General features: G+C 63.9%; 25 protein-coding genes, 1 tRNA gene and 2 pseudogenes. 10 read left to right on the plus strand and 18 right to left on the minus strand.

Annotated features, from left to right (window positions below; translation table 11 throughout):
* Positions 1–7 precede the first annotated feature (7 nt).
* Positions 8–772 (minus strand): relaxase/mobilization nuclease domain-containing protein, encoded by a 765-nt coding sequence (locus ACQ651_RS12460; protein WP_430449445.1) that lies wholly within the window; start codon positions 770–772, stop codon positions 8–10.
* Between ACQ651_RS12460 and ACQ651_RS12465 the strand changes: the two are divergent.
* Both ACQ651_RS12465 and ACQ651_RS12470 read left to right on the plus strand, forming a co-directional pair.
* A pseudogene (locus ACQ651_RS12465) lies at positions 720–1,145 on the plus strand (integrase core domain-containing protein); the annotation flags it as partial. The gene ACQ651_RS12460 and the pseudogene ACQ651_RS12465 overlap by 53 nt on opposite strands.
* Positions 1,146–1,232: 87 nt before the next feature.
* Positions 1,233–2,335 (plus strand): IS3 family transposase gene (locus ACQ651_RS12470; protein WP_430448865.1). Its coding sequence is split into 2 segments (ribosomal slippage): positions 1,233–1,485 and positions 1,485–2,335, totalling 1,104 coding nucleotides; the frame shifts between segments, so codons are not numbered across the junction.
* A 292-nt stretch (positions 2,336–2,627) separates the two neighbouring features.
* Here ACQ651_RS12470 and ACQ651_RS12475 read toward each other — a convergent pair.
* The 4 genes from ACQ651_RS12475 to ACQ651_RS12490 all read right to left on the minus strand — a co-directional run bounded on the left by ACQ651_RS12475 (position 2,628) and on the right by ACQ651_RS12490 (position 6,096).
* Positions 2,628–2,870, minus strand: coding sequence for a cupin domain-containing protein (locus tag ACQ651_RS12475; RefSeq protein ID WP_430449446.1), 243 nt, complete (start codon positions 2,868–2,870; stop codon positions 2,628–2,630).
* Between the two features lie 412 nt (positions 2,871–3,282).
* On the minus strand, positions 3,283–4,119 hold the full coding sequence (locus ACQ651_RS12480; RefSeq protein ID WP_227287626.1) for an NAD-dependent epimerase/dehydratase family protein: 837 nt from the start codon (positions 4,117–4,119) through the stop codon (positions 3,283–3,285).
* A 205-nt stretch (positions 4,120–4,324) separates the two neighbouring features.
* A complete protein-coding gene (locus ACQ651_RS12485) occupies positions 4,325–5,020 on the minus strand; it encodes an FkbM family methyltransferase (protein WP_430449447.1) in 696 nt (231 codons plus the stop codon).
* Between the two features lie 47 nt (positions 5,021–5,067).
* Positions 5,068–6,096, minus strand: a complete 1,029-nt coding sequence (locus ACQ651_RS12490; RefSeq protein WP_430449448.1) for a zinc-binding dehydrogenase — start codon at positions 6,094–6,096, stop codon at positions 5,068–5,070.
* Positions 6,097–6,215: 119 nt separating this feature from the next.
* Between ACQ651_RS12490 and pth the strand changes: the two genes are divergently transcribed.
* The 3 genes from pth to ACQ651_RS12505 all read left to right on the plus strand — a co-directional run bounded on the left by pth (position 6,216) and on the right by ACQ651_RS12505 (position 8,440).
* Complete coding sequence (gene pth / locus ACQ651_RS12495) at positions 6,216–6,956, plus strand: aminoacyl-tRNA hydrolase (RefSeq protein WP_430449449.1); 741 nt, start codon at positions 6,216–6,218, stop codon at positions 6,954–6,956.
* A complete protein-coding gene (locus tag ACQ651_RS12500) occupies positions 6,953–7,984 on the plus strand; it encodes a DUF2332 domain-containing protein (RefSeq protein ID WP_430449450.1) in 1,032 nt (343 codons plus the stop codon). The genes pth and ACQ651_RS12500 overlap by 4 nt, the downstream gene beginning before the upstream one ends.
* A gap of 69 nt (positions 7,985–8,053) precedes the next feature.
* On the plus strand, positions 8,054–8,440 hold the full coding sequence (locus tag ACQ651_RS12505) for a DUF2237 family protein (protein ID WP_227287621.1): 387 nt from the start codon (positions 8,054–8,056) through the stop codon (positions 8,438–8,440).
* Here ACQ651_RS12505 and ACQ651_RS12510 read toward each other — a convergent pair whose 3' ends face one another.
* The 9 genes from ACQ651_RS12510 to ACQ651_RS12550 form a co-directional block, all read right to left on the minus strand.
* Positions 8,441–8,953 (minus strand): helix-turn-helix transcriptional regulator, encoded by a 513-nt coding sequence (locus ACQ651_RS12510; RefSeq protein ID WP_227287620.1) that lies wholly within the window; start codon positions 8,951–8,953, stop codon positions 8,441–8,443.
* 24 nt (positions 8,954–8,977) lie between these two features.
* Positions 8,978–9,379 carry a hypothetical protein gene (locus ACQ651_RS12515; protein WP_430449451.1) on the minus strand — a complete coding sequence of 134 codons (402 nt, stop codon included), beginning with the start codon at positions 9,377–9,379 and terminating at the stop codon, positions 8,978–8,980.
* 83 nt (positions 9,380–9,462) lie between these two features.
* On the minus strand, positions 9,463–9,939 hold the full coding sequence (locus ACQ651_RS12520; protein ID WP_430449452.1) for a hypothetical protein: 477 nt from the start codon (positions 9,937–9,939) through the stop codon (positions 9,463–9,465).
* A 265-nt stretch (positions 9,940–10,204) separates the two neighbouring features.
* Entirely contained in the window at positions 10,205–11,434 is a 1,230-nt protein-coding gene (gene trpB, locus ACQ651_RS12525) for a tryptophan synthase subunit beta (protein WP_430449453.1), read from the minus strand.
* A gap of 118 nt (positions 11,435–11,552) precedes the next feature.
* The gene (locus ACQ651_RS12530) at positions 11,553–12,206 is read right to left on the minus strand and encodes a phosphoribosylanthranilate isomerase (protein ID WP_227287616.1); all 654 of its coding nucleotides are present in this window, start codon (positions 12,204–12,206) and stop codon (positions 11,553–11,555) included.
* 9 nt (positions 12,207–12,215) lie between these two features.
* Complete coding sequence (locus ACQ651_RS12535) at positions 12,216–12,578, minus strand: lipopolysaccharide assembly protein LapA domain-containing protein (protein ID WP_353618467.1); 363 nt, start codon at positions 12,576–12,578, stop codon at positions 12,216–12,218.
* Between the two features lie 14 nt (positions 12,579–12,592).
* Complete coding sequence (gene ihfB / locus ACQ651_RS12540) at positions 12,593–12,880, minus strand: integration host factor subunit beta (RefSeq protein ID WP_227287615.1); 288 nt, start codon at positions 12,878–12,880, stop codon at positions 12,593–12,595.
* Between the two features lie 243 nt (positions 12,881–13,123).
* Positions 13,124–13,200 (minus strand) — tRNA-Arg (locus ACQ651_RS12545).
* Positions 13,201–13,312: 112 nt separating this feature from the next.
* A complete protein-coding gene (locus ACQ651_RS12550; protein ID WP_121898977.1) occupies positions 13,313–13,624 on the minus strand; it encodes an ETC complex I subunit in 312 nt (103 codons plus the stop codon).
* 502 nt (positions 13,625–14,126) lie between these two features.
* Here ACQ651_RS12550 and uvrB point away from each other — a divergent pair.
* Positions 14,127–16,319, plus strand: coding sequence for an excinuclease ABC subunit UvrB (gene uvrB / locus ACQ651_RS12555; protein WP_430449454.1), 2,193 nt, complete (start codon positions 14,127–14,129; stop codon positions 16,317–16,319).
* A gap of 253 nt (positions 16,320–16,572) precedes the next feature.
* On the opposite strand, the gene ACQ651_RS12560 is transcribed toward uvrB, so the two are convergent.
* On the minus strand, positions 16,573–17,208 hold the full coding sequence (locus tag ACQ651_RS12560; RefSeq protein ID WP_430449455.1) for an NYN domain-containing protein: 636 nt from the start codon (positions 17,206–17,208) through the stop codon (positions 16,573–16,575).
* A 109-nt stretch (positions 17,209–17,317) separates the two neighbouring features.
* Positions 17,318–17,671 carry an MmcQ/YjbR family DNA-binding protein gene (locus ACQ651_RS12565; protein WP_430449456.1) on the minus strand — a complete coding sequence of 118 codons (354 nt, stop codon included), beginning with the start codon at positions 17,669–17,671 and terminating at the stop codon, positions 17,318–17,320.
* 172 nt (positions 17,672–17,843) lie between these two features.
* On the opposite strand from ACQ651_RS12565, the gene ACQ651_RS12570 reads away from it, so the two are divergent.
* From ACQ651_RS12570 to ACQ651_RS12585, 4 genes are all read left to right on the plus strand, one after another.
* Positions 17,844–18,932: a hypothetical protein gene (locus tag ACQ651_RS12570; protein ID WP_430449457.1), complete on the plus strand. Its 1,089-nt coding sequence runs from the start codon at positions 17,844–17,846 to the stop codon at positions 18,930–18,932.
* Positions 18,933–19,103: 171 nt separating this feature from the next.
* Positions 19,104–19,361, plus strand: coding sequence for a hypothetical protein (locus tag ACQ651_RS12575; RefSeq protein ID WP_227287611.1), 258 nt, complete (start codon positions 19,104–19,106; stop codon positions 19,359–19,361).
* 221 nt (positions 19,362–19,582) lie between these two features.
* Positions 19,583–20,008, plus strand: coding sequence for a hypothetical protein (locus ACQ651_RS12580; protein ID WP_430449458.1), 426 nt, complete (start codon positions 19,583–19,585; stop codon positions 20,006–20,008).
* 114 nt (positions 20,009–20,122) lie between these two features.
* A complete protein-coding gene (locus ACQ651_RS12585) occupies positions 20,123–20,392 on the plus strand; it encodes a hypothetical protein (protein ID WP_375551570.1) in 270 nt (89 codons plus the stop codon).
* Between the two features lie 6 nt (positions 20,393–20,398).
* On the opposite strand, the pseudogene ACQ651_RS12590 reads toward ACQ651_RS12585, so the two are convergent.
* Together ACQ651_RS12590 and ACQ651_RS12595 are read right to left on the minus strand one after the other, a co-directional pair.
* Positions 20,399–20,664 (minus strand): annotated as a pseudogene (locus ACQ651_RS12590) (zf-TFIIB domain-containing protein).
* A 126-nt stretch (positions 20,665–20,790) separates the two neighbouring features.
* Entirely contained in the window at positions 20,791–21,114 is a 324-nt protein-coding gene (locus ACQ651_RS12595) for an antibiotic biosynthesis monooxygenase family protein (protein ID WP_227287608.1), read from the minus strand.
* Positions 21,115–21,236: the final 122 nt, after the last annotated feature.

The raw sequence follows: 21,236 nt of genomic DNA on the forward strand, positions 1-21,236 counted from the left end.
CGAGGTCTCACCGGTTGGAACCTTCACCGACCAGTTCTCGGGAGAAAGGTGGTTGGCGATGCTGGGTGTGACCGGCGAGTATGAAACCGACTTCTTGACAGTCCTGCCCAACGTGACTTTGAGCCATGTGGAAGATCGACAGGATGCCTATATCGACAGTCTGTCGAATTTGGTTCCCGAGCAATCGATTGCGATAACCGAACTTGCGATTGGTCTGGACTTCGAGGCACCCTTCGTCCTTGATAGCGGCTTGGCGACCCAGTTCCAGCGTGACGATCTCGCTCGCCCGCTCGCGGATGCCATGGGCGATATAGTCGCCCGCGATGTTGAGCGCCTTGCCATGGTCGGTGACGCCGCGCAGCAGGATGTGGGTATGCGGATGACCGGTGTTGTGGTGATCGACCGCGATCCAGTCGAGCTTGGTATCGAGATCGGCCTCCATCTGGCGCATCAGATCGCGGGTGGTCTCGCGCAGATCGGACAGCTCGACGCCGTCCTCGGCCGAAACGATGAAGCGAAACTGGTGCCGGTCCTCGCGACCCCGTTCCAGGAAGGCGCGGCCGTCCTCCATATCGCGCTCGGCGGAGTAGACCTGGCCCTTCTCGCCGTCGCGGGTCACGCCGTCGTGCTTCAGATAGCGCAGATGCGCATCCACCGCCTTGGCGCTCACGAACTGCCTTCCGCGCCTGCCGCCACGCTGCGGGTTGAGCTTCACGATGCGCGCCTTCACCGCTATCCGGATCGATCGTCGGCTGAGATCGGCGGACGTCATCGACGTGCTGTCGGATCAGTTCATCCTGCGGGGCGTCCCCGACCATATCAGATCCGACAATGGTCCGGAGGTCGTCGCCAAGGCCGTGAGAGAGTGGATCGCCGCCGTCGGCGCTAGGACGGCCTACATCGAGCCAGGGTCCCCTTGGGAGAACGGATATTGCGAGAGCTTCAACGCGAAGCTCAGGGACGAACTCCTCAACGGCGAGATCTTCTACAGCCTCGCCGAGGCGAAGATCGTGATCGAGAACTGGCGCAAACATTACAACACGAAGCGCCCACACTCATCCCTGGGCTATCGCCCGCCGGCTCCCGAGGTCGTGCAGTGGCCGGCTCCGCCATCCGGAGCCGCTTCGCCGGCCACGCCAGCCGTAGCGCCAATACTTGGTCTTGCCCCCTGCAACTGGTCCGAGCTGAGTGCGAAATTTTGGGTACATTTCTGGCAACAGAGGAGTGTACCGATGCCGAAGAAACGCTTTAGCGATGAGCAGATTGCCTTTGCCTTGAGGCAGGCGGAAGCCGGAACCACGGTTGGTGAGATTTGCCGAAAGATGGGGATTGCGGAAGCGACGTTCTATCGCTGGAAGAAGGTCTATGCGGGCATGGGCGTGTCGGAGATCCGAAGGCTAAAGCAGCTCGAGGATGAGAACGGCAAGCTGAAACGTCTGGTCGCGGATCTGACCCTGGACAAGACTATGCTTCAGGATGCGCTGCGAAAAAAGTGGTGAAGCCTGTCCGCCGTCGCGAGGTTGTCCGGCACTATCAGGACGTGTTTGAGGTGTCGGAGCGCCGGGCGTGTAATGCCATGGGCTTTGGGCGGGCTTCTCACCGATATCAATCCAGGCGTGATCCGGCGGTGGAGTTGCGGATGCGCCTGAAAGAACTGGCCGAGAGCCGCGTGCGGTATGGATATCGTCGTCTGCATATCCTGCTGCAACGCGAAGGCTGGCAGGTGAACCACAAACGCCTGTATCGCCTTTACTGTGAAGAAGGCCTGTCGATCCGGACGCGAAGCCCGAAACGACGACGTGCCTGCCGATACCGATCCGGCCGATCGAATGCCGACGGCATGAACGATGTCTGGGCGATGGACTTCATGTCAGACCGGCTGTTCGACGAGAAACCCTTCCGGATTCTGACCATCGTGGATTGCTTTACGAGAGAAGCTCTCGCGACCTCTGCGAGGACGAACTTCCGGGCTTACCAGGTGATCGACGAACTGGACCGGCTCGCGCGGATCAGGGGCAAACCTCGAAGCATTCGCTCAGACAATGGACCGGAGTTCGCCGGCCGGCTGCTCGACCAGTGGGCCTACCTGAACAAGGTCGAGTTGGACTTCTCAAGACCCGGGCAACCAACAGACAATGCCTACATCGAGGCGTTCAACAGCCGCCTTCGGCAGGAATGCCTCAACGCGTCTTGGTTTCTTTCCATGGACGACGCTCGAACCCGGATCAACAGTTGGAGAACCGATTACAACGAAACCAGGCCGCATTCGTCGCTCGGAAACTTGACGCCGAACGAATTTACGGCCCAACTGAAGGAAACCCGAAAGGTCGCATGAAGACCGGACCAAAAACAGGGTGAACCCCACTTGGACTGATTGCCAAAATCTCAGCGTCCCGATTTCAGGGGGCCGGGTCAATGCAGATCACGCAGCCTGCAGTCAGCACAAGCACTGCCGAACTGGAAGTGTCTCTTGGATTCGCGCTCTTCGACCCCGTGATCGGAACTCCTATAAGAATTCCGCAATGTGTCGGACCGTCCTCAGACCGCCCCCCCGACGGGGCAGAGTTTTCCATTTGAGATCGTAACCCCGCGACCGATCGCCGGAGGACGAGCCGGATGGCGGCTTTCTACACGGCTTTTCGGTCGCCTCTTGTCGTTGGGCACGAGATGACGAGAAATCTGACATCGCTCGCGGCATCCTCGTTTCGCACCTGATGGATCTGACCGGGCCGCACATTCAACCCGTCCGACGGGCCGAGCCAATCTGTGCGTCCGTCGACCTCAATCGTGAGTGTTCCATCGAGAACGAAGAACAACTGGTTCGCCTGTCGTGAACATGCATCACTTCCGCTGCGCCGGGTGGCATGCATTCCTCAATCACGCTCAAATCGTCTCCGTCCAGCAGACGCCAGCCGTCGCAGACTTCTGCCCATTTATCGTGCGGAGCGTTTGAACGGTTCACAACAGCCACGGCGTCAGATTGCAGCATTTGCGCGCTCGTTTGCAATCTGATTTGGCCCATCGAATGGAGACCCTGGTGCAGCCGCCGCGCAGGTGCCGCTCCGGGCTGCATCCCGATCGGAGCCACCGTTTCCGGGCCTCCGGTCTCGGCCAAATACGGAAGATCCGCTTTCGGCTTCTAGGGCGCGCCGGGACGCGTGGAAGCTCATGTCGGCCCCGCACCCGATAGGGAGCAGCGTGACGCGGAGCGGTGCGGCGGCGTAATCCGTCCCCTACCGGCGGTGCAAAGAGCCGTGGTGCACACCGCCGACGGCGCGGGCATCAGGTTTTCTTGCGGTCGTCCACGATGTTCATTCCCGCCAGTCCGCTTTGACCGAGCGGTGTCGAGGCGAAGGGACCGCCATGGCGCATCTGCGCCAGATCGCCGGTGTCGGCGGGCGGCGCATCGGCAAGGATCCGTTCGGCAAACCGCTCGGCATTGTCGCGCGGCCGGTAGCCAAGGTAGCTGGCCGCGCTGTTGTCCACCGGCGTCCGGTCGTTGTCGGACACCCCGTAGACAATGCTGAACCCGGTGGTCGGCGTGTCGATGGCGCGGGTGACAAGCTGGATCAGATCGTCATAGCTCAGCCATGTTCCCAAGGCACGCGGGCTGGTGACCTGCGCGCAGGACAGGATGCGCAGACAGACCGATTCAAGCTGCCGCTTTTCCCAGTACATCCGCCCCAGATCCTCGGCGAAGCACTTGGCGAGCCCGTAGAACGTATCGGGCCGGTGCGGCACGTCGATGCCGATGAATTCATTGCGTGGATACATGCCCACCGCATGGATCGAGCTGGCATAGACCACGCGTTTCAGACCCTGCCGGAAGGCCGCCTCCCACACATTGTAGGCACCCAAGAAATTCGGGCCAAGCATCTCTTCGAACGGCACCTCATCCACGATCGCCCCGAAATGGACGACCATATCCGCCCCGTCGAGCAGGGCGTGGACCGCATCATAATCGGCGATGTCGGCGCGGATGTAGCTTTCGCCGGGATAAAGCGTGCCGATATCCTCCGCGATATCGGAGGAGACCAGCGTCCCGGCCAGCTTCGTCAGGGGCTCCCTGAGGTAGGAGCCAAGGCGGCCTGCGGCGCCGGTCAGAACGATCTTTTTCATATCACTGCCTTTTCAACGAAGGGGTGCCCTGGACGGTGCGGTGGTATTGGACGGGTGTCAGATCGCGGCTGCGACAGGGCGCATCGGTCAGATACTTCGCCCTTGCCGCGGCCATTGCGGGCGAGTGGTGCAGACCAAGGCCCGAGACCCCGCTGGCGGAAACGACGTTCTCCGCCTCCCGATGCGGGCCGGGGATTGCGGTCGATCACGGGGCCGGCCCCTCCTCCTCGTGCCAGACCCTGCGGAAGCCGAGCGTCTTGCCCCGCGACGTGCTCGGGTCATAGGTCATATGCATATCGGAGGCCCAATCGACGATCTTCTTGATGACGCGCGGGGCGTATTGCTTGGGGTGCAGTTCCAGCACCAGAAAGCGCAACGGGCATTTCCAGGGCTGGGCGAACAGATGCGCCTCGGCGCCTTCGACATCCATAATCACCACATGGGGCCGTTGCATGCGGATCAGATCGGCGATCGGCACCAGCGGCACCTCGATCGTGTCGGCCCGCACGTTTTTCCGGGCGAGGCGCGAACTGGTGAGCGCATCCCCCAGACGCAGCCGCGCGGTCTGGCCCGGCTCCGCATGGCCGGTCACGGCGCCGTGCATCAGCGTGACGCCCTCCTGCCCGTTCAGGGCCAGATTTGCGCGGATCACATCCAGCATCCGGGGATTCGCCTCCACGCTCAGCACGTTTTCCGCACCGGCCCGCATCGCGCAGATCGCGGTGACGAAGCCCATGCCCGCACCCAGCTCCAGCACCCGGAATCCGGGCCGGATACAGCGCCGCGCGGCATTGCCCTCATCGTATTCATACGTGCCGTTTTCAAGTTTTCCGACAAGGCCGGGCTTGGCCAGATCGGACGGCAGGCTGAGTTTCACGCCATGGACGGTGAATTCGGGCATCGGCGACACGGCCTTTCTTGCAGCGATATCGGGGCGTCAGGGCCGGGTTATTGCGACGGCTCGACGCCAAGGGGGAACGCCCCGGTCGAGATCAGCGTCTTGCCCGCGCTCATATCGGCGGCATAGGCGGCGGGGGCCGTCGCCGCCTCGGCCAGGTCGATGATATGGGCCACATGGCTTTGGGCGGCCCCGTCCTGCAACGCTTTGACGACCTGCCGCATGATCAGCATTTTCTGCGGCAGGGATTTCCGGGCGATCCATTTCGACACCCAGAAGCCGCGCACCACGATTTCCCTGAAGAGCAACGTTCCCGGGTTGATCTGCGAGGCCGCGCCGTCAAGCGCGCCGTAGACCAGCACCTCGCCGCGCGGCCTCAGCGCCTCCACCAGCCGGCCGGTCATCACACCGCCGATCGCGTCCAGCGCAAGGCGGCAGCCGGTGGTCTTGCAGGCGGCGGCCAGTTCCGCGTCGAAATCGGCATTCGTCAGATCCAGAACATAGGTCGCGCCCTCGGCTTTCAGCCGCTCGACCTGCTGCGCGCCGCGCACCACGTTGATCACATCGACGCCCTGCGCCTCGCCCATCCGGCGGATCATCGCGCCCAGCGCCCCGCCGGCGGCGGTGCTGATCAGCGCCCTGTGCCCGTCCTGCTTGGCGATCTGCAGAAACGCCACGGCTGTCAGCGGATTGACGACCCCCATCGCCGCCAGCCCCAGCGGCAGATCGGCAGGCAGCGGCAGGCACAGCCCCGCCTGCGTCACCATGTATTCGGCCCAGCAGCCTTGCGTATCCGCGGTGCAGGAAACCGGTTTGTCCAGCACATAGCGCCCCATGATCCCAGGCCCGGCGGCCACGACCTGCCCGCTTCCTTCCAGCCCCGGGATCAGCGGATAGGGCCAGGCCAGACCGTATTCGCCGTCAAGGAAATGCAAATCCGAGGGATTGATCGGCGAGGCGGCGAGTTTGACCAGAACCTCGCCCGGGCCGGGTTTGGGCACGGGCACCTCGCGCAGTTCCAGCGCGGCGCGGGGCGCGGTCAACACAAGGGCTTGCATGGTCTCGGGCAGATCTGGCATCGGCGTCTCCTCGTGTTTCTGGCCCGATCCTGACACGCGCCGCGCCAGCATTCCAGCTTGGCAAATGGCGCGGGGGCTGGCATCACCACCCCCAATCACCAGATCGGGAGCATTATGCGATGCGCCTTTTTGTCGGGCTTGGCAATCCGGGCGGCAAATACGCCGGGAACCGCCATAATATCGGCTACATGGCTCTGGACAAGATCGCCGAAGATCATGGCTTCGGCCCGTGGCGATCCAAGTTTCAGGGCGTGATCGCCGAAGGCCGTCTTGGCGGCGAGAAGGTTCTGGCGCTGAAGCCGGAAACCTTCATGAACCTGTCCGGCCAGTCGGTCGGCGAGGCCATGCGGTTCTACAAGCTCGAGCCCGGCGACGTGACCGTGTTCTACGACGAGTTGGATCTGGCCCCCGGCAAGCTGCGCGTCAAGACCGGCGGCGGGCTGGCCGGGCATAACGGGTTGCGGTCGATCAATGCCCATATCGGTGCCGATTTCACCCGCGTGCGCATGGGCATCGGACATCCCGGACACAAGGACCGGGTTTCGGGCTATGTCCTGTCGGATTTCGCCAAGGCGGATCAGGACTGGCTGGCCGGCCTGCTGCAAGGTGTCAGCGATGGCGCGGGCGAGCTGGCCGCTGGGGACCCGGGCAAGTTCATGAATGCCGTGGCGTTGCACACGGCCCCGCCCAGATCGTCGAAAACGGATGCCAAACCTCGACCGGCTATGGCCCCATCGGCACCCGCGCCAGTCCCCACGCCCACGTCCCCGGCCAAGTCCGGGCCTGATACCGCCCCGCGCACCGAAGCGGAGCCGGATAGCCGCACCCCCCTGCAAAAACTCATGGACCGGTTCAGATGAGCGAGCGATTGCGAGAGGCCTTTCTCGGGCAGGCGAAAAGCTGCGCCATCCTTGGCTCGCCCTTCATGGAGCGGCTGATGACCCTGATGGCCAAGCGGCTGGCACCGGGCGGCGCGGTGGCCGATCGCCTGCTTGAGTGGCCCGGCGATCTGACGTCTGCGGGGCAGTCCGTCCCGCTCAGAACCGCCGGTAGCCTGCACGGGCTGGTGCTGGATGGCGAAGATGCAGGCCTCGCCCGGGTCTATCCCCCGAACGAGGCCAGCGACGACGCGCTTTGGGGCGAGATCACCCGGGCGTTCCGCGAGCACGAGACGCGGCTGATGAGCTGGCTGGATCTGCCGCCGCAAACCAACGAAGTGCGCCGCAGCGTCGCCCTGATCCCCGCGGCGTTGCATCTGACCGAAAGGTTCGGCCTGCCGCTGACCCTGTCGGAGCTGGGGGCGAGCGCGGGCCTGAACCTTGCCTTCGACCACTTCATGCTGGAGACAGGGGCGGGGCCGCGCGGCGCGGCGGGCAGCCCGGTGACGCTGACGCCGGAGTGGACGGGCGGAAGCCCGCCGGATCTTCCGCTCCGCATCGCGGAACGCGCCGGCGTCGATCTGCACCCTCTGGACCCCGGCCAGCCCGATCAGGCCCTGCGGCTTCTGGCCTATCTGTGGCCGGATCAGCCCGACCGGCTGCGCCTGACCCGGCTTGCGATGGATCTGGCCACGACACGGCCCGAGCCGGGCGACGCCGCGGCATGGCTGCACGGCAGGTTGGCCACACCCTGCCCCGGCACCACCCATCTGGTCTATCACACGGTCGCGTGGCAGTACTTCCCGCCCGAAACGCAGAAGGCCTGCACAAGAGCCATCGAGGACGCGGGCGCCCGCGCCACGGAAGACGCTCCAGTCGCCCATTTCTCGATGGAGGCGGACGGACGCGGGCGCGGGGCGGGGATGACCCTGCGCATCTGGCCCGACGGCACCGAGATCAACGCCGGGCGCGTGGATTTTCACGGCAGATGGATCGACTGGCGCCTGTAGCATATAATCTTTGCATTCGATAAGACCTGCCCTAGGTGTAGGAAAAACGGAACGGCAAGGGGCGACGCTATGGGATTAGAGATGGCACCATCGGTGAATGTGCTGGGCGGAGAGCTGCAAAGCTGCTCGCAGGATCCGGTGACCGGTTTTTTCCGAAATGGCTGCTGCGACACCGGGCCCACCGATCAGGGATCACACACGATCTGCGCCGTGATGACCGCCGAGTTCCTCGCCTTCTCGAAATATGTGGGCAACGATCTGAGCACGCCGCGGCCCGAATACGGGTTTGCGGGGCTGAAACCGGGCGATCAGTGGTGCCTCTGCGCCTCTCGCTTCATGCAGGCCCATGAGGACGGCGTGGCCCCGCTGGTCAATCTGGCCGCCACCCATCATGCGGCTCTGGAAATCGTTCCGCTTTCGGTACTCCAGCTTTACGACCTGAACCAGGAAGCGTAGCTAGCCGGTGCTGCCGCCATCGGGCAGCACCCCGTCGCTCATCAGATCGTCGACAAAGACGCTGAGCAGTTGCGGCCGCCCGGTCACGCCCGCCTTGCGATAGATCGCGTTGGTCTGAGCCTTGACCGTGCCCTCGGATGTGGCGCGGAGCCGGGCGATCTCGGCAAGGCTCATGCCCTTCAGCGCGAAGAGGGCCACATCCCGCTCCGCCGGCGTCAGGCCCCATTCGTCAAACCGGTCTTCGACCAGTTCCATGAACGCACCCGATGCGGCGCGCAGGGCCTGTTCCGCAGCGCGCGTGCGCCGTAGCGCCGAACGCAGCAACAGCGCGCCCAGCACCACCCCCATGATCAGCCCGATCGCGGCCCCGATCTCGATCAACTCATGCACTTGCCACGGGATCGGCGCGAACGGCAGCCCGAGGACGGTCAACATGATCTCGGACACGAAGAAAACCGCACAGACAAGTTGCACCACCAGGATGATGACAAAAACACCAGGGCGTTTCAGCATGCCGCGGGCTCCGATCCGGTGGGGTCAATCGTCGTCATCATCCCCGCCGTCATCGTCATCCCCCCCATCATCGTCATCATCGTCGTCGTCATCATCATCGTCATCATCGCCGCCGCTGTCACCGCCGTCGTTTCCGGAACCGGTGCCGCCGCTCCCGCGATCGTCGGAATCGTCGCCCTGACGCGAGGCGTAATCCCGCAGGATCGCGCCGTTGCGGGGGTCCAGCACGATTTCACGAACTTCATCGCCCCTGCGGGCAACGATCCGTACACGGCCCAGAAGGGTCCGGCTCACCTGTTCGATGCTGTAATTCAGCGCTCTCAACTGGGCGACGACCTGATCGGCCGCGCTGGCTTGCGCCATCGCCGCCCCGGTTCCAAGGAGGAACGCGCTCGCGGCCGCAAGCAATTCTCTTCGCGTTATCATCTGCCTCCGATCCCGTTGATGCAATCCCCCCGACGCCGGGACGCCGGGGGGATCCGCAATGATCTTAGCGCCGGACGACGGGCTTAGTCGTCGTCATAATCGTCGTCATCGTCATCGTAATCGCCGCTGTCATCGCTGCTGTCATCGCCATAATCACCATCGTCATCATCATCATAGTCATCATCGTCATCGTCGTAGCTGCTGTCGTCGTCATCATCGTCGCGATAATCGTCATCATCATAATCGTCATCATCATCATCGTCGTCGTCATAGCTGTCATCGCTGTTCCAGCGGCCGCTGTCATCATCCGCGTATTCGTCGATATCGGAATCCAGCAACTGGCCGTCGCGCGAATAGGTGAAATCGCCCTCGAACCCGGCGCCATAGGCATCCACGTCGATTTCGTTGCGCTCGATGTCGATCTCGATGCGCTGGAAGCCCTGCGCGCTCAACTCGGCGACAATGCTGTCGATCACCGATTGCGGCACGGCAAGTGCGGGTGCTGCGCCGATCAGAAGGGCGGCGGTGGAGGCGGTCATGAACTTGGCGGTCTTGGTCATCGGTCTGTCTCCTTTTTGTCGGGTTTCGGCCTGACCGGTGCACGGTCATGGCATGCAGACAGGATGGCCTTTCCACCGGCACCCTTCGATCCGCGGCAGGTTTATCCGCCGCCGATTAAACTTCAGGCCCAGAATAGGCCGGGGCATTCCGCAGCCCCATAGACCGCAGGTTTATGCGCCCCCGGACCGCGCAAAGACAAACGGCGCCCCGGGGGAGCGCCGCTTTCAACCTTTGATCTATGAGACCGGCAGGGGTTGGGGCGGCCTAGCCGGCCTCCATCTCCCAGCCCAGCGCCTTTGCGACGGTGAAAATGTCCTTATCGCCGCGCCCGCACATGTTCATGATGATCAGATGATCCCGGGGCAGTTCCGGCGCGATCTTCATCACATGGGCCAGCGCGTGGCTGGGCTCCAGCGCCGGGATGATCCCTTCCTGCTCGCAACAGAGCTGAAACGCCTCCAGCGCCTCGCGGTCGGTGATCGACACATATTGCGCGCGCCCGATATCGTGCAGCCACGAATGTTCCGGCCCGATGCCGGGATAATCGAGCCCGGCGGAGATCGAATAGCCTTCGAGAATCTGGCCGTCATCGTCCTGCAACAGATAGGTGCGGTTGCCGTGCAGCACGCCGGGCCGCCCGCCGGTCAGCGATGCGCAATGCTCCATCCGGTCGTTCACACCCTTGCCGCCGGCCTCCACCCCGATGATCTGCACATCCTTGTCGTCGAGAAACGGAAAGAACAGGCCCATGGCGTTCGAGCCGCCGCCGATCGCTGCGATGATCGTATCGGGCAGCCGGCCTTCGGCGGCCATCATCTGTTCCTTGGCCTCCTTGCCGATGATCGCCTGAAAATCGCGGACCATCGCCGGATAGGGATGCGGGCCCGCCACGGTGCCGATGCAATAGAACGTGTCGCGCACATTGGTCACCCAGTCGCGCAGCGCGTCGTTCATGGCGTCTTTCAGCGTGCCCCGCCCGCTGGTGACAGGGATCACGTCTGCGCCCAGAAGCTTCATCCGGAAGACGTTCGGCGCCTGCCGCTCCACGTCATGGGCGCCCATGTAGACCACGCATTTCAGCCCGAATTTGGCGCAGACCGTGGCCGTGGCCACGCCATGCTGTCCGGCGCCGGTCTCCGCGATGATCCGGGTCTTGCCCATGCGGCGGGCCAGAATGATCTGGCCCAGCACATTGTTGATCTTGTGCGCACCGGTATGGTTCAGCTCGTCGCGTTTGAGATAGATCCTGGCGCCGCCCAGATGCTCGGTCAGACGCTCGGCAAAATAGAGCGGCGACGGGCGTCCGACGTAATGGGTCCAGAGATCCTGCATCTCGTCCCAGAAGCTCTGATCCGTCTTGGCGTATTCATACTGCCGTTCCAGTTCCAGGATCAGCGGCATCAGCGTTTCCGACACGAACCGCCCGCCAAAATCGCCGAAGCGCCCATCTTCGTCCGGGCCGCTCTTGAAACTGTTCAGTCTGTCGTCAGGCATGTGCCGACCTCCGGTTTGGGTCCCGGTCCCGCTGTCGCGCTTACCGGTTCCTTTTCTGTGGGGTTGAGATATCGCGGCAGGCCCCGCGGGGCAACGCCCCCCCGCGGGCCGGCGCGGGTCAGCGCGGCAAGACCACTCCTCTCAGCGCCTCGGCGAAGGCCGCGATCTTCGCGGCATCCTTCACCCCCGGCGCGCTTTCGACGCCGGAACTTACATCCACCTGCGTGGCCCCGGTCATCTCGACGGCCAGCGCGGCGTTCTGGGGCGTCAGCCCGCCGGCCAGCATCCACGGCACGGGCCAGCGCCGGCCCGCGATCAGCCGCCAGTCGAACGCCAGCCCGTTACCGCCCGGCAGACCGGCATCATCCGGCGGCTTGGTATCGACCAGAAGCTGGTCGGCAACGCGGCCATAAGCCTCCAGCTTGGGCAAATCCGCCTCCGTCGCGATCCCCACGGCCTTCATCACGGGCAAACCGTATCGCGCCTTGATCTCGGCCACGCGGGCGGGGGTTTCGGCACCGTGAAGCTGAAGCATGTCCAGCGGCACCTGATCGACGATCCGGTCCAGAAAATCGTTTTCTGCATCGACGACCAGCGCCACCTTGGCGATGCCCGGCGGCACCTCCAAAGCCAGCTCCCGCGCCTCGGCCACCGTGACCGCCCGCGGAGATCTGGCGAAGAAATTGAAGGCCACGTAACGCGCGCCGGCCCCGGCCGCGGCCGCGACATCTTCGGGCCTGCGCAGACCGCAGAATTTGATTGCAATGTCCATCACCGGCACTTAGCGCGACGAGCCGGTATCCTCAAGCAGGGCCAGCACGTCATCCTTGCCCTCGTTGGCCCGGCCTTTCAGGCCTTCAACCTCGCGTTCAAGGCGCTGCTTGTCGCGGCGCTGCGTCTTCGCCTCGACCCGGTGGCGATGCTCGCGCAGCCATTCCCAGACAAAGCCCACCAGAAGGCCCAGAACGACACCGCCGAAGATGACGAGGAAAAGCGGCAGCTCGACCGCGTAGGACCAGCCGAACCAGAGCGCCAGATTTTCCGGCAGCACCTCCAGCAGAACCGGCTCGCGATTGGCCAGTGCAAGCACCACCAGTCCAAGCGCGACCAGCACCAGAAATGCGTATTTGAGATAGCGGATCACGTCACCCTAGCCTTTCAGCCGTCATGCCCGTTCAACCGATCCCGTAGCAGCTTGCCGGCCTTGAAGAAAGGCACATGCTTCTCCTCGACCGCGACGCTTTCGCCGGTCCGCGGATTCCGGCCAACGCGGGCGTCGCGTTTCTTGACCGAAAACGCACCGAACCCCCTCAGCTCGACCCGGTTGCCCTTGGCCATGGCCTCGATGATCTCTTCGAAAATCGCGTTCACGATGCGCTCAACATCGCGCTGGTAGAGATGCGGGTTCTCCTCCGCAAGCTTGGTGATCAGCTCCGAGCGTATCATCCTGTCCCTCCCAGGTAGTGCGCAGCAATTCTGATGACTATAGGCCGATTGGCCGCGCGGCGGAACTGAAAAGCCGCGTCCGATTTGCGAAACTCTGCCGGTATCGCCCTGTTTGGACGGGGAAATCACCGATGATCGGCAATCCGCCGCCTTCGGTGGGGGATATGCCTCACCTCTCACCATTTCGTGATTCGGCGGATCGGCGCGGCCGGGCATGGGGCCGGGGACGGGCAGGAATTTGTCTGGCGATCCCTGAAGGACTCGAACCCTCAACCTGCTGATTAGAAGTCAGCTGCTCTATCCAGTTGAGCTAAGGGACCGCTCGACGATCAGTTACGCCTTCACGGGGCCAAGGTCCAGATGCGGGCGACATGCGGGCGGCGGCCCCGCGACCGGTTCGCCGCAGGACGCCACCGGAACCGCCGCCGGACCCTAATGGGTCCAGGCACCGCGCCGGTCGGTGGCGAAATTCTCACCATAGCCGCGCGGGCGAATATTCGGTTTGCGCGTCTTCGGCTGGATCACCACCGCGTCGATCCCGTTTTCGGCGGCGTAATCCCGCGCCGCCTCCAGCGTTTCGAAATGCAGATGCACCTGACTGTTCATGTCGTCGGAACTGGTCCAGCCCATCAGCGGATCCACCTGACGGGCCGAGGCAGGCGCGAATTCCAGAACCCATTGCCTCGTCTTGGCCGTGCCCGAGGACATGGCGGTCTTGGCAGGTTTGTAGATGCGTGCACGCATGGGCGTTTCTCCGGATGTCTCGCGCTCTTATCGGAAATTCCGGACTGTCACGCAATGCGCCATCTTTTCGCGGCGATCAGTCTTCCTTCCGCGCAGAGCGGCACCGGAAGCCGCGGCACGTCCCGGCCCGGATCGCCGGATCCGCAATTCGGCCGCGTGAAGCAGAGCTTCGCGCAGGGCATGCGTCGAGAACTGGCGGAATGCGGCGGAATATCTGGAAGGAGGAGAAGTGGGTTGCCAACCCGGCTCGAGGGAGCGAGGGGTGGGGTGGGTGCACGAACCCGGTTGGCAACCGCTTCTGCTGCTTGCGGGAAAAGATTATGACGCCGATAGGGTCATTGCAATCAAAAATTCTCCTTAAGGTTGTGTTTATTTGTCTCAAACTCAAGGAGTTTTGTTAACCGTCCGGCAAGGTTTGCCGGGCGGGTGTCAGCATGGGGCGAGCAGCCCCTTGAACAGGAACAAAATAAGACCATTCTAAGGCTGTCCCATGAGGTCCGTGATGCATAACAACTCCCCCGAACAGATGCCCGTCCTGAACCGCTCCGTGGATGAAGTCCGCGTGCGGACCAAGCTGGAGGGGGGTAAACGGTTCATTCTGCACACGGAATTCGAGCCTGCGGGCGACCAGCCCACCGCGATCGCGGAGCTGGCGGCGGGGATTCGCGAGGGCGACCAGAATCAGGTGCTGCTCGGCGCGACCGGAACCGGCAAGACCTTCACCATGGCGAAAGTCATCGAGGAGACCCAGAGGCCGGCGATCATCCTGGCCCCGAACAAGACGCTGGCCGCGCAACTCTACGGCGAGTTCAAGGGCTTCTTCCCTGAAAACGCGGTGGAGTACTTCGTGAGCTATTACGACTACTACCAGCCCGAGGCCTATGTGGCGCGCTCCGACACCTATATCGAGAAGGAAAGCCAGATCAACGAACAGATCGACCGGATGCGCCACTCGGCCACCCGCGCCCTTCTGGAGCGCGACGATGTGATAATCGTGGCCTCGGTCAGTTGCATCTACGGTATCGGGTCGGTCGAGACCTATGGCGCGATGACCCAGGACCTGATTGCCGGCAAGGAGTACGATCAGCGCAAGGTGATGGCCGATCTGATCGCGCAGCAATACCGCCGCAACGATCAGGCATTCCAGCGCGGCAGCTTCCGGGTGCGCGGCGACAGTCTGGAGATCTGGCCTGCACACCTGGATGACCGGGCGTGGAAGCTTTCCTTCTTCGGCGAAGAGCTGGAAAGCATCACCGAATTCGACCCGCTGACGGGCGGGAAAACCGACACGTTCGAAAAGGTCCGCGTCTACGCGAACTCCCACTACGTCACGCCGCGCCCGACCATGCAGCAGGCCATGAAGGGCATCAAGGCGGAGCTGCAAACCCGGCTCGACCAGCTTGTCGGCGAGGGAAAACTGCTTGAGGCTCAACGGCTTGAGCAACGCACCAATTTCGATCTGGAGATGCTGGAGGCCACCGGCGTCTGCAACGGGATCGAGAACTATTCGCGCTACCTGACGGGACGCGCGCCCGGGGAACCGCCGCCGACGCTGTTCGAATACATTCCCGACAACGCCATCGTCTTTGCGGACGAATCCCACGTCTCCGTCCCGCAGATCGGCGGGATGTATCGTGGTGACTACCGGCGCAAATTCACGCTCGCCGAGCACGGGTTCCGCCTGCCGTCCTGCATGGACAACCGCCCGCTGAAATTCGAGGAATGGGACGCGATGCGCCCGCAATCGGTCTTCGTCTCCGCCACGCCGCAGGCCTGGGAGATCGAACAGGCGGGCGGTGTCTTCACCGAACAGGTGATCCGGCCCACGGGGCTGCTGGACCCGATGGTGGAAATCCGGCCCGTGGAGATGCAGGTGGACGATCTGCTGGACGAGGTGCGCCGCGTCACCGCGGACGGGTTCCGCACACTGGTCACCACGCTGACCAAACGCATGGCCGAGGATCTGACCGAGTACATGCACGAGCAGGGCATCAAGGTGCGCTACATGCATTCCGATATCGACACGCTGGAGCGCATCGAGATCCTGCGCGACCTGCGGCTTGGCGCGTTCGACGTGCTGATCGGGATCAACCTCCTGCGCGAGGGGCTCGACATTCCGGAATGCGGGCTGGTGGCCATTCTGGACGCGGACAAGGAAGGCTTCCTGCGCTCGGAAACCTCGCTGGTGCAGACCATCGGGCGCGCGGCGCGGAACGCCGAGGGGCGGGTGATCATGTATGCCGACCGCATCACCGGCTCGATGGAGCGCGCGATAGGCGAGACCGACCGGCGGCGTGCCAAGCAGATCGCCTATAACGAGGAACACGGGATCACGCCCGCGACGGTGAAAAAGAACGTCGAGGACATTCTGGCGGGCCTTTACAAGGGCGACGTGGACATGAACCGGGTGACCGCGAAGGTGGAAAAGCCCCTCCACGGGGCCAATCTGGAGACGGTGCTGAACGGGCTGCGCACGGATATGCGCAAGGCCGCCGAGAACCTGGAATTCGAAGAGGCCGCTCGGCTGAGGGACGAGATCAAACGGCTGGAAACCGTGGATCTCGTGATCTCGGACGACCCGCTGGCACGGCAGACCGCTGTGGAGCAGGCGGTGGATTCAGCGACCAGAATGGCCGGGCGCTCCACGGCGGGACGGCCCGGGCAACGGGGTGGGAAGGCAAGACGGGGGAGGTGAAGGGCGGGTCATGCTCAATGGCATCCTGCAGGAGCCGTGCAATGGTCCCTTGCGTCACGGATTGAACTGAAGTTTCCAGAATGATCCTGCCCCGCGCGCAGACGAACCGGACTGCCGAACGCCCGAGCCCGATCTTTGCGAAATCGCCCTCTGTCAGAGCGTTGTTCGCGGATCAAGCGTGGCGCTCTGCGTGGTGACGCCTTGGCCATCCTTGCCTTTGATCGGCACAGAAAGCCCTGCTTTGGCAGGACACCTAGCGAGTTGAAAGGCTGGCGGCCAACGCCGTTTCATCCAGCCACAACCTGCCGTCCCGGTAACCACCCCGGACCAGATGGCCCGGCGTCGCGACTTCGGGAAAATCGGCCGTCCACTCCCGGTAGCGATCGTTGGTGAGGACCTTGGCCCCAAGATCACGTGCTGCCGCGAGGATCGTGGGGTCTGCCGGCTCGCCCTTGCCGACCACCAATACCCTGTCGCTCGGCAGGTTCAGCAACTTTGCGAAATGGCGGTCATCAAGGTAGCGGTCGCTGAACTTGTAACCCGCGTTGGCATCGAAGACGACGCCGGGCTGAAAGCCGCGCCCGCGCAGCGTGGTGACCACTTCGCGCAGAGTGTCGAGATGCGGCGTCTCCCCGTTCCAGTGCATCACGTTGGAGCCGTCGATCACCACGTGCGGGCACTTGCGCGACCGGCGCCCCGGGATGTGCCTGCGGCCATCGGGAGCATCTGCACCAAAACCGCGGAGAAGCGCCACGCCGAGGATCAACAGGGCGGCGACGGCAGAGAGCGATGCCACGGCGAGGGGAAGCGTCAGGGTCGCTCCCTCGGTCATCAGGATTCCCCCGGCGCTGGCGAGGGACAAAAGCAGCAATATCAACGGTGTGCGCATGGAAACCGGTTCTTCTCTGGCGTCGGGGCAGGATCACATCCGCAGATGGCATTTCTGCGGCCATGAGGAGGAGAAAACGGACCGGCCCGATCTGTTCGGCCGAGGCCGCTCACACCCCCAACTCCGCCCGTTTCTTCTTCGTCATCCCCGCCACGACCAGCCGGTAGCTCTCCTCGACATGCTCGCGCAGCATCTCGTCGCTCATCGCCCCGTCCTCGTAGACCTGAAGCCATGTCATCCCCCGCGACGCCAGGTACGGCGCGGGGCGGATGCCGGGTTCGCCACCCAGCACCTCGAACGCGATCTCTCCAACCTTGAAGGTGAAGGCATCCTGTCCCTCGTTCCAGCCGCAGATCGCAAAGACCTTGTCGCCCACCTTCCAAACATCCGCATTGCCCCATTGGACCACGTGGGAGGTTGCCTTGAGACCGGCGCAGAACCGGTTGAACTGATCGCGTGTCATGGCCCGACCCTGCCCAGCCCCGCCGGCGGAGGCAAGCGGTCTTCGCAGGCGCGCGCACCCGCATCCCTGCCAATGGACCGGCCGTGCCCTTCCAATTCCCCCAAGCCACCCCATTCCTGCCCGAAATCGCGCCTAATTCCAGCCAAAGCGAAACAGACCGGGACAGATACACATGCGATGGGGCCTGCTTTTCACCGATATCTCGGCCCGTCTGATCGGGCTTTTCGGGCTTTACTGCACGGTGCTGCTGCTTCTGGTCTGGGCCCGGAACGCGGGCTTGCCGGAGGCGACGGGCCAGTTCGTCTTGGGTCTCGGGATTTTTTCGCTGGCCATGACCGGGCTTTATCTTGTGCCGGGGCTTCATGACAGGGTGTTGCGCAGCACGGTGCGCCTGCTGGCCCGCATCCCCTTCCTGCTGATCAACGCGCTCTGGCTTGTCCTGATCATGGCCGTTCTGACCTTCGCGTCGGAGAGCGGGCACAGGGTGATCCCGATGGAGTTCGGGCGGCAGGCCCATATCTACGCAATCGCCGCCCTTCTGGGGCTGTTCGCGCTGACCATTTTCCCCTTCGGCCTTGCCTATGGCGATGCCAGGGCCGAGCTGAACCGGGCCCGGCTTCTCAAGCGGCTGGACCGGGATATCACTGCGCGCGCGGCGGGCGTGCTGGATGGCTCCCAACCTGACCGGCCGCTTCGCAAGCGCGACATCGGCGATGTGCTCGCCCCCCTCCCCCTGGGGCTGACGCTTGTCTGGTCGCTCTATGCCTTGCGGTTTGGCGACACGCTGCAAACAGCCCAACTGGACCGATGGGTGGAGGCGAACGCGGTGATGCTCTTTGCGAGCATTGCGGTGCTGATCGTGTTGCCGCCCCTCCTCAACCGCCATCTGCGCGCGCCCACCACCCCGCAAGGGGCGCGGCGCGGGCTTGGCAGACGGCTGGTCCTGCCCATGCTCGCCCTGCCGGTCACGACCGGTCTGCTTCTTGCGGTGCTGCCCCATGACGGGCTGCCGCAGGCGTGGAACATGGCCACCGCAAACCCCGTCGAAACGCTGCACTACAAGCTGGTCGATATGGCGACGGACCCCGGGCTCGGCGGCTGTGTGCGCCTGGCCCCGGTCGACGCGCCCCAAGACGAAATGCTGCATTGCGGGATGGACCGCGCGTTCACGGATCAACTGGCGCCCGGCGATATCTTCGAAGCGACCGGCGAGTTGAGCCGGTTTGGCCATACGTTCGATCAGGTTCGCGTGCTGCGCTAAGCGCCGCCGGGCTACTTGCGGCACGGGGGCCGCCCGCGGTGGCCCCCTGCCCGGTCTTTTCCCCGGCTCCGTGCGCCAGAGCACAGCGCGGGTCTCTCCGACGCTCTAGACCGTTTCGGGCACGGCTCCCCGGCCTGCAGTGTCCAGTTCAGAACAGATAGGAGAGATCAGATGTCCAATCCAACCGGCCAATACACCGATGTCCGCGTGGTCGCGATCCAGGGCCATGGCGGCAACATCTCGGGTGCAACCGGCACCTACAGCAATATCAAGGTGTTCAGTTGCGGCCCGTTTCCGCCCAATGACCGCCCCGCGATCGACGGGTTCTACAACATAACCGGCAAGCATAACGGGCAGAGCTATTCGTTTCCGGGTGTGAAATGCACGCATTCCGGCGGAACAAGCGACTTCCGGGATCCCAGCACCTGACGGCGCGGGGGCATGCAGGCGCCCCGATCCGGCGGCTCCGTCCGGCATGCCCGGGCGGGGCCGGTGACTGCGTGCGCCTTCGGCTCCGACTTCGCCACATCCGCCGCGATTGAGGGTCCGGATCGGCGGGCCGCAGATACGGAAGGCCCGCCGGCCTGCGCCGGTCGTCTCTTGCCAACGGGCGGAAACGCGCCACACTTCGTGTCATGCGCTGCCTGCTGATGATCGCCGTTCTGCTCCTTCCCCTGCCGGCGCTGGCCTGGGATGTCGGCAGAGATGGCCCTCGCTGCACGCTGACCCATCGAACGGCCGAAACGACGATCCGCCTGACCTATGATTCGGGCCTGCCCGAATACACGATCCGTCTGACCCGCCCCGGCGCCCCGTGGCCGAGGGCACCGGTCTTCGCCCTGCGCTTCGACGGCGCGCAGCCCAACACGATTTCCACCAGCCGGCACGTGCTGAGCGATAGCGACACACAGCTCATGGTGACCGACAGAGGGTTCGGAAACGTGCTGGACGGGTTGCAATTCAATGACTGGGCCACCGCGATCATCGGCGACGAGATGCTGCGCATCCCGCTTGACGGCGCCGCACCCAAGGTCGCGGATTTCCGCGCCTGCAGGGCTCCCCTGCCCGTCGGCTGAACGGACCGCCACCCACCATCGGCCAGATGCGCCCCCCGGGGACGCCGGGCAGATTGAACCTTCGCCCGGCCCCGCGCGACCTATCCCCGAACCATCCTGTCCGGGAGCCTCCCCATGCGCCGTCTCGTCTCCGTCATCTGCACCGCCGGGCAACTGGCCTTCACCGGTCCGGCCCTTGCACAATCCTTCAGCATCGGCCTGTCGGACGGCCCGTTCAGCCTGAGCCTTGGCACGGGGACGCGAAACGCCCGCACATGCGAGATCAGGACGGTGCAGACAGGCGGGACGGTCCGCCTGCGCAATGGCATGATCGTGGAAAGCGTCAGCTGCGCCGATGCGGACTGCACCCGGCAACGGGTCGTGATCTGCCCGCGCCGCCGCTAGGTCCGCTCAGAAATCGAAGATATCGTCGAGGAAGGACCCGCGCCGCTTTTCTTGTGGTAGCTCGACGAGCGGTCCGGGCCCTGATCGTAATCGTCGTCATAGCCACGGCGCGCGGGTTGCGGCGCGGCCGGCGCATCCGCCGTGGAGCGTTCGATGATCTTGTCCAGTTCACCCCTGTCCAGCCAGACGCCCCGGCATTGCGGGCAATAGTCGATCTCGACCCCCTGTCGGTCGGTCATTACCAGTTGGGTTCCGTCGATGGGGCATTGCATGGGGCAGATCTCCTGAGGGTTTCATTCATACAGGTAGGCGTCATCAGGCGGCCTGACAAATGCCGATAGGGAAAGCCTATCGATCACATGGGCCCCCTTCATATCCGCCATCGCCGGGACCGCCGGCTAGGTGTCGAACACGGCCGCGACATCATACATCACCGGTTCGAAACTGCGGCAAAGCTCGGTGATCGCCTTGTTGCGGCGCACCATTTCATCGCTGCGCAGCATCGCCTGAAAATCCTCGCGCCGGTCCCATTGGGAGTAGTTCGCCACCCGGGTCTGGGCATCGTTCACATGCAGCCCCGCCGCGATGAACCCGGGCTGATGCGAAATGAACTGGTCATAGGCATCGGTCAGCGCCTCGATCAGGTCGCGGCAATTGCCGGGCGTGGTTTCGAATGTGGTGATCACGGTTTGCAGGGCCGCACCCTTGACGATGGATGGCATCAGGCTGTCCTTTCTGCTGTGCAAGGGTAACGCCGCAACGCGGGCCGGAGCAAAGAAAAAGAGGTCGCGGGGCGCGGGCGGTATGTTTTACCGGCGGCCCATCGTGCCGAGTTCCCCGCGCC

It is taken from the genome of Rhodophyticola sp., assembly GCF_965284195.1.
Lineage (GTDB): Bacteria > Pseudomonadota > Alphaproteobacteria > Rhodobacterales > Rhodobacteraceae > Rhodophyticola.

What these genes read in the sequence shown, in the direction of transcription:
- ACQ651_RS12505 (WP_227287621.1), top strand. Translation starts at nt 8,054, where the DNA reads ATGGGATTAGAGATGGCACCATCGGTGAATGTGCTGGGCGGAGAGCTG.
- ACQ651_RS12475 (WP_430449446.1), bottom strand. Translation starts at nt 2,870, where the DNA reads ATGCATGCCACCCGGCGCAGCGGAAGTGATGCATGTTCACGACAGGCG.
- ACQ651_RS12575 (WP_227287611.1), top strand. Translation starts at nt 19,104, where the DNA reads ATGTCCAATCCAACCGGCCAATACACCGATGTCCGCGTGGTCGCGATC.
- ACQ651_RS12530 (WP_227287616.1), bottom strand. Translation starts at nt 12,206, where the DNA reads ATGGACATTGCAATCAAATTCTGCGGTCTGCGCAGGCCCGAAGATGTC.
- ACQ651_RS12490 (WP_430449448.1), bottom strand. Translation starts at nt 6,096, where the DNA reads ATGCCAGATCTGCCCGAGACCATGCAAGCCCTTGTGTTGACCGCGCCC.
- trpB (WP_430449453.1), bottom strand. Translation starts at nt 11,434, where the DNA reads ATGCCTGACGACAGACTGAACAGTTTCAAGAGCGGCCCGGACGAAGAT.
- ACQ651_RS12460 (WP_430449445.1), bottom strand. Translation starts at nt 772, where the DNA reads ATGACGTCCGCCGATCTCAGCCGACGATCGATCCGGATAGCGGTGAAG.
- ACQ651_RS12550 (WP_121898977.1), bottom strand. Translation starts at nt 13,624, where the DNA reads ATGCGTGCACGCATCTACAAACCTGCCAAGACCGCCATGTCCTCGGGC.
- ACQ651_RS12515 (WP_430449451.1), bottom strand. Translation starts at nt 9,379, where the DNA reads ATGATAACGCGAAGAGAATTGCTTGCGGCCGCGAGCGCGTTCCTCCTT.
- ACQ651_RS12500 (WP_430449450.1), top strand. Translation starts at nt 6,953, where the DNA reads ATGAGCGAGCGATTGCGAGAGGCCTTTCTCGGGCAGGCGAAAAGCTGC.
- pth (WP_430449449.1), top strand. Translation starts at nt 6,216, where the DNA reads ATGCGCCTTTTTGTCGGGCTTGGCAATCCGGGCGGCAAATACGCCGGG.
- ACQ651_RS12585 (WP_375551570.1), top strand. Translation starts at nt 20,123, where the DNA reads ATGCGCCGTCTCGTCTCCGTCATCTGCACCGCCGGGCAACTGGCCTTC.
- ACQ651_RS12570 (WP_430449457.1), top strand. Translation starts at nt 17,844, where the DNA reads ATGCGATGGGGCCTGCTTTTCACCGATATCTCGGCCCGTCTGATCGGG.
- uvrB (WP_430449454.1), top strand. Translation starts at nt 14,127, where the DNA reads ATGCATAACAACTCCCCCGAACAGATGCCCGTCCTGAACCGCTCCGTG.
- ACQ651_RS12595 (WP_227287608.1), bottom strand. Translation starts at nt 21,114, where the DNA reads ATGCCATCCATCGTCAAGGGTGCGGCCCTGCAAACCGTGATCACCACA.
- ihfB (WP_227287615.1), bottom strand. Translation starts at nt 12,880, where the DNA reads ATGATACGCTCGGAGCTGATCACCAAGCTTGCGGAGGAGAACCCGCAT.
- ACQ651_RS12510 (WP_227287620.1), bottom strand. Translation starts at nt 8,953, where the DNA reads ATGCTGAAACGCCCTGGTGTTTTTGTCATCATCCTGGTGGTGCAACTT.
- ACQ651_RS12485 (WP_430449447.1), bottom strand. Translation starts at nt 5,020, where the DNA reads ATGCCCGAATTCACCGTCCATGGCGTGAAACTCAGCCTGCCGTCCGAT.
- ACQ651_RS12480 (WP_227287626.1), bottom strand. Translation starts at nt 4,119, where the DNA reads ATGAAAAAGATCGTTCTGACCGGCGCCGCAGGCCGCCTTGGCTCCTAC.
- ACQ651_RS12565 (WP_430449456.1), bottom strand. Translation starts at nt 17,671, where the DNA reads ATGACACGCGATCAGTTCAACCGGTTCTGCGCCGGTCTCAAGGCAACC.
- ACQ651_RS12520 (WP_430449452.1), bottom strand. Translation starts at nt 9,939, where the DNA reads ATGACCAAGACCGCCAAGTTCATGACCGCCTCCACCGCCGCCCTTCTG.
- ACQ651_RS12580 (WP_430449458.1), top strand. Translation starts at nt 19,583, where the DNA reads ATGATCGCCGTTCTGCTCCTTCCCCTGCCGGCGCTGGCCTGGGATGTC.
- ACQ651_RS12560 (WP_430449455.1), bottom strand. Translation starts at nt 17,208, where the DNA reads ATGCGCACACCGTTGATATTGCTGCTTTTGTCCCTCGCCAGCGCCGGG.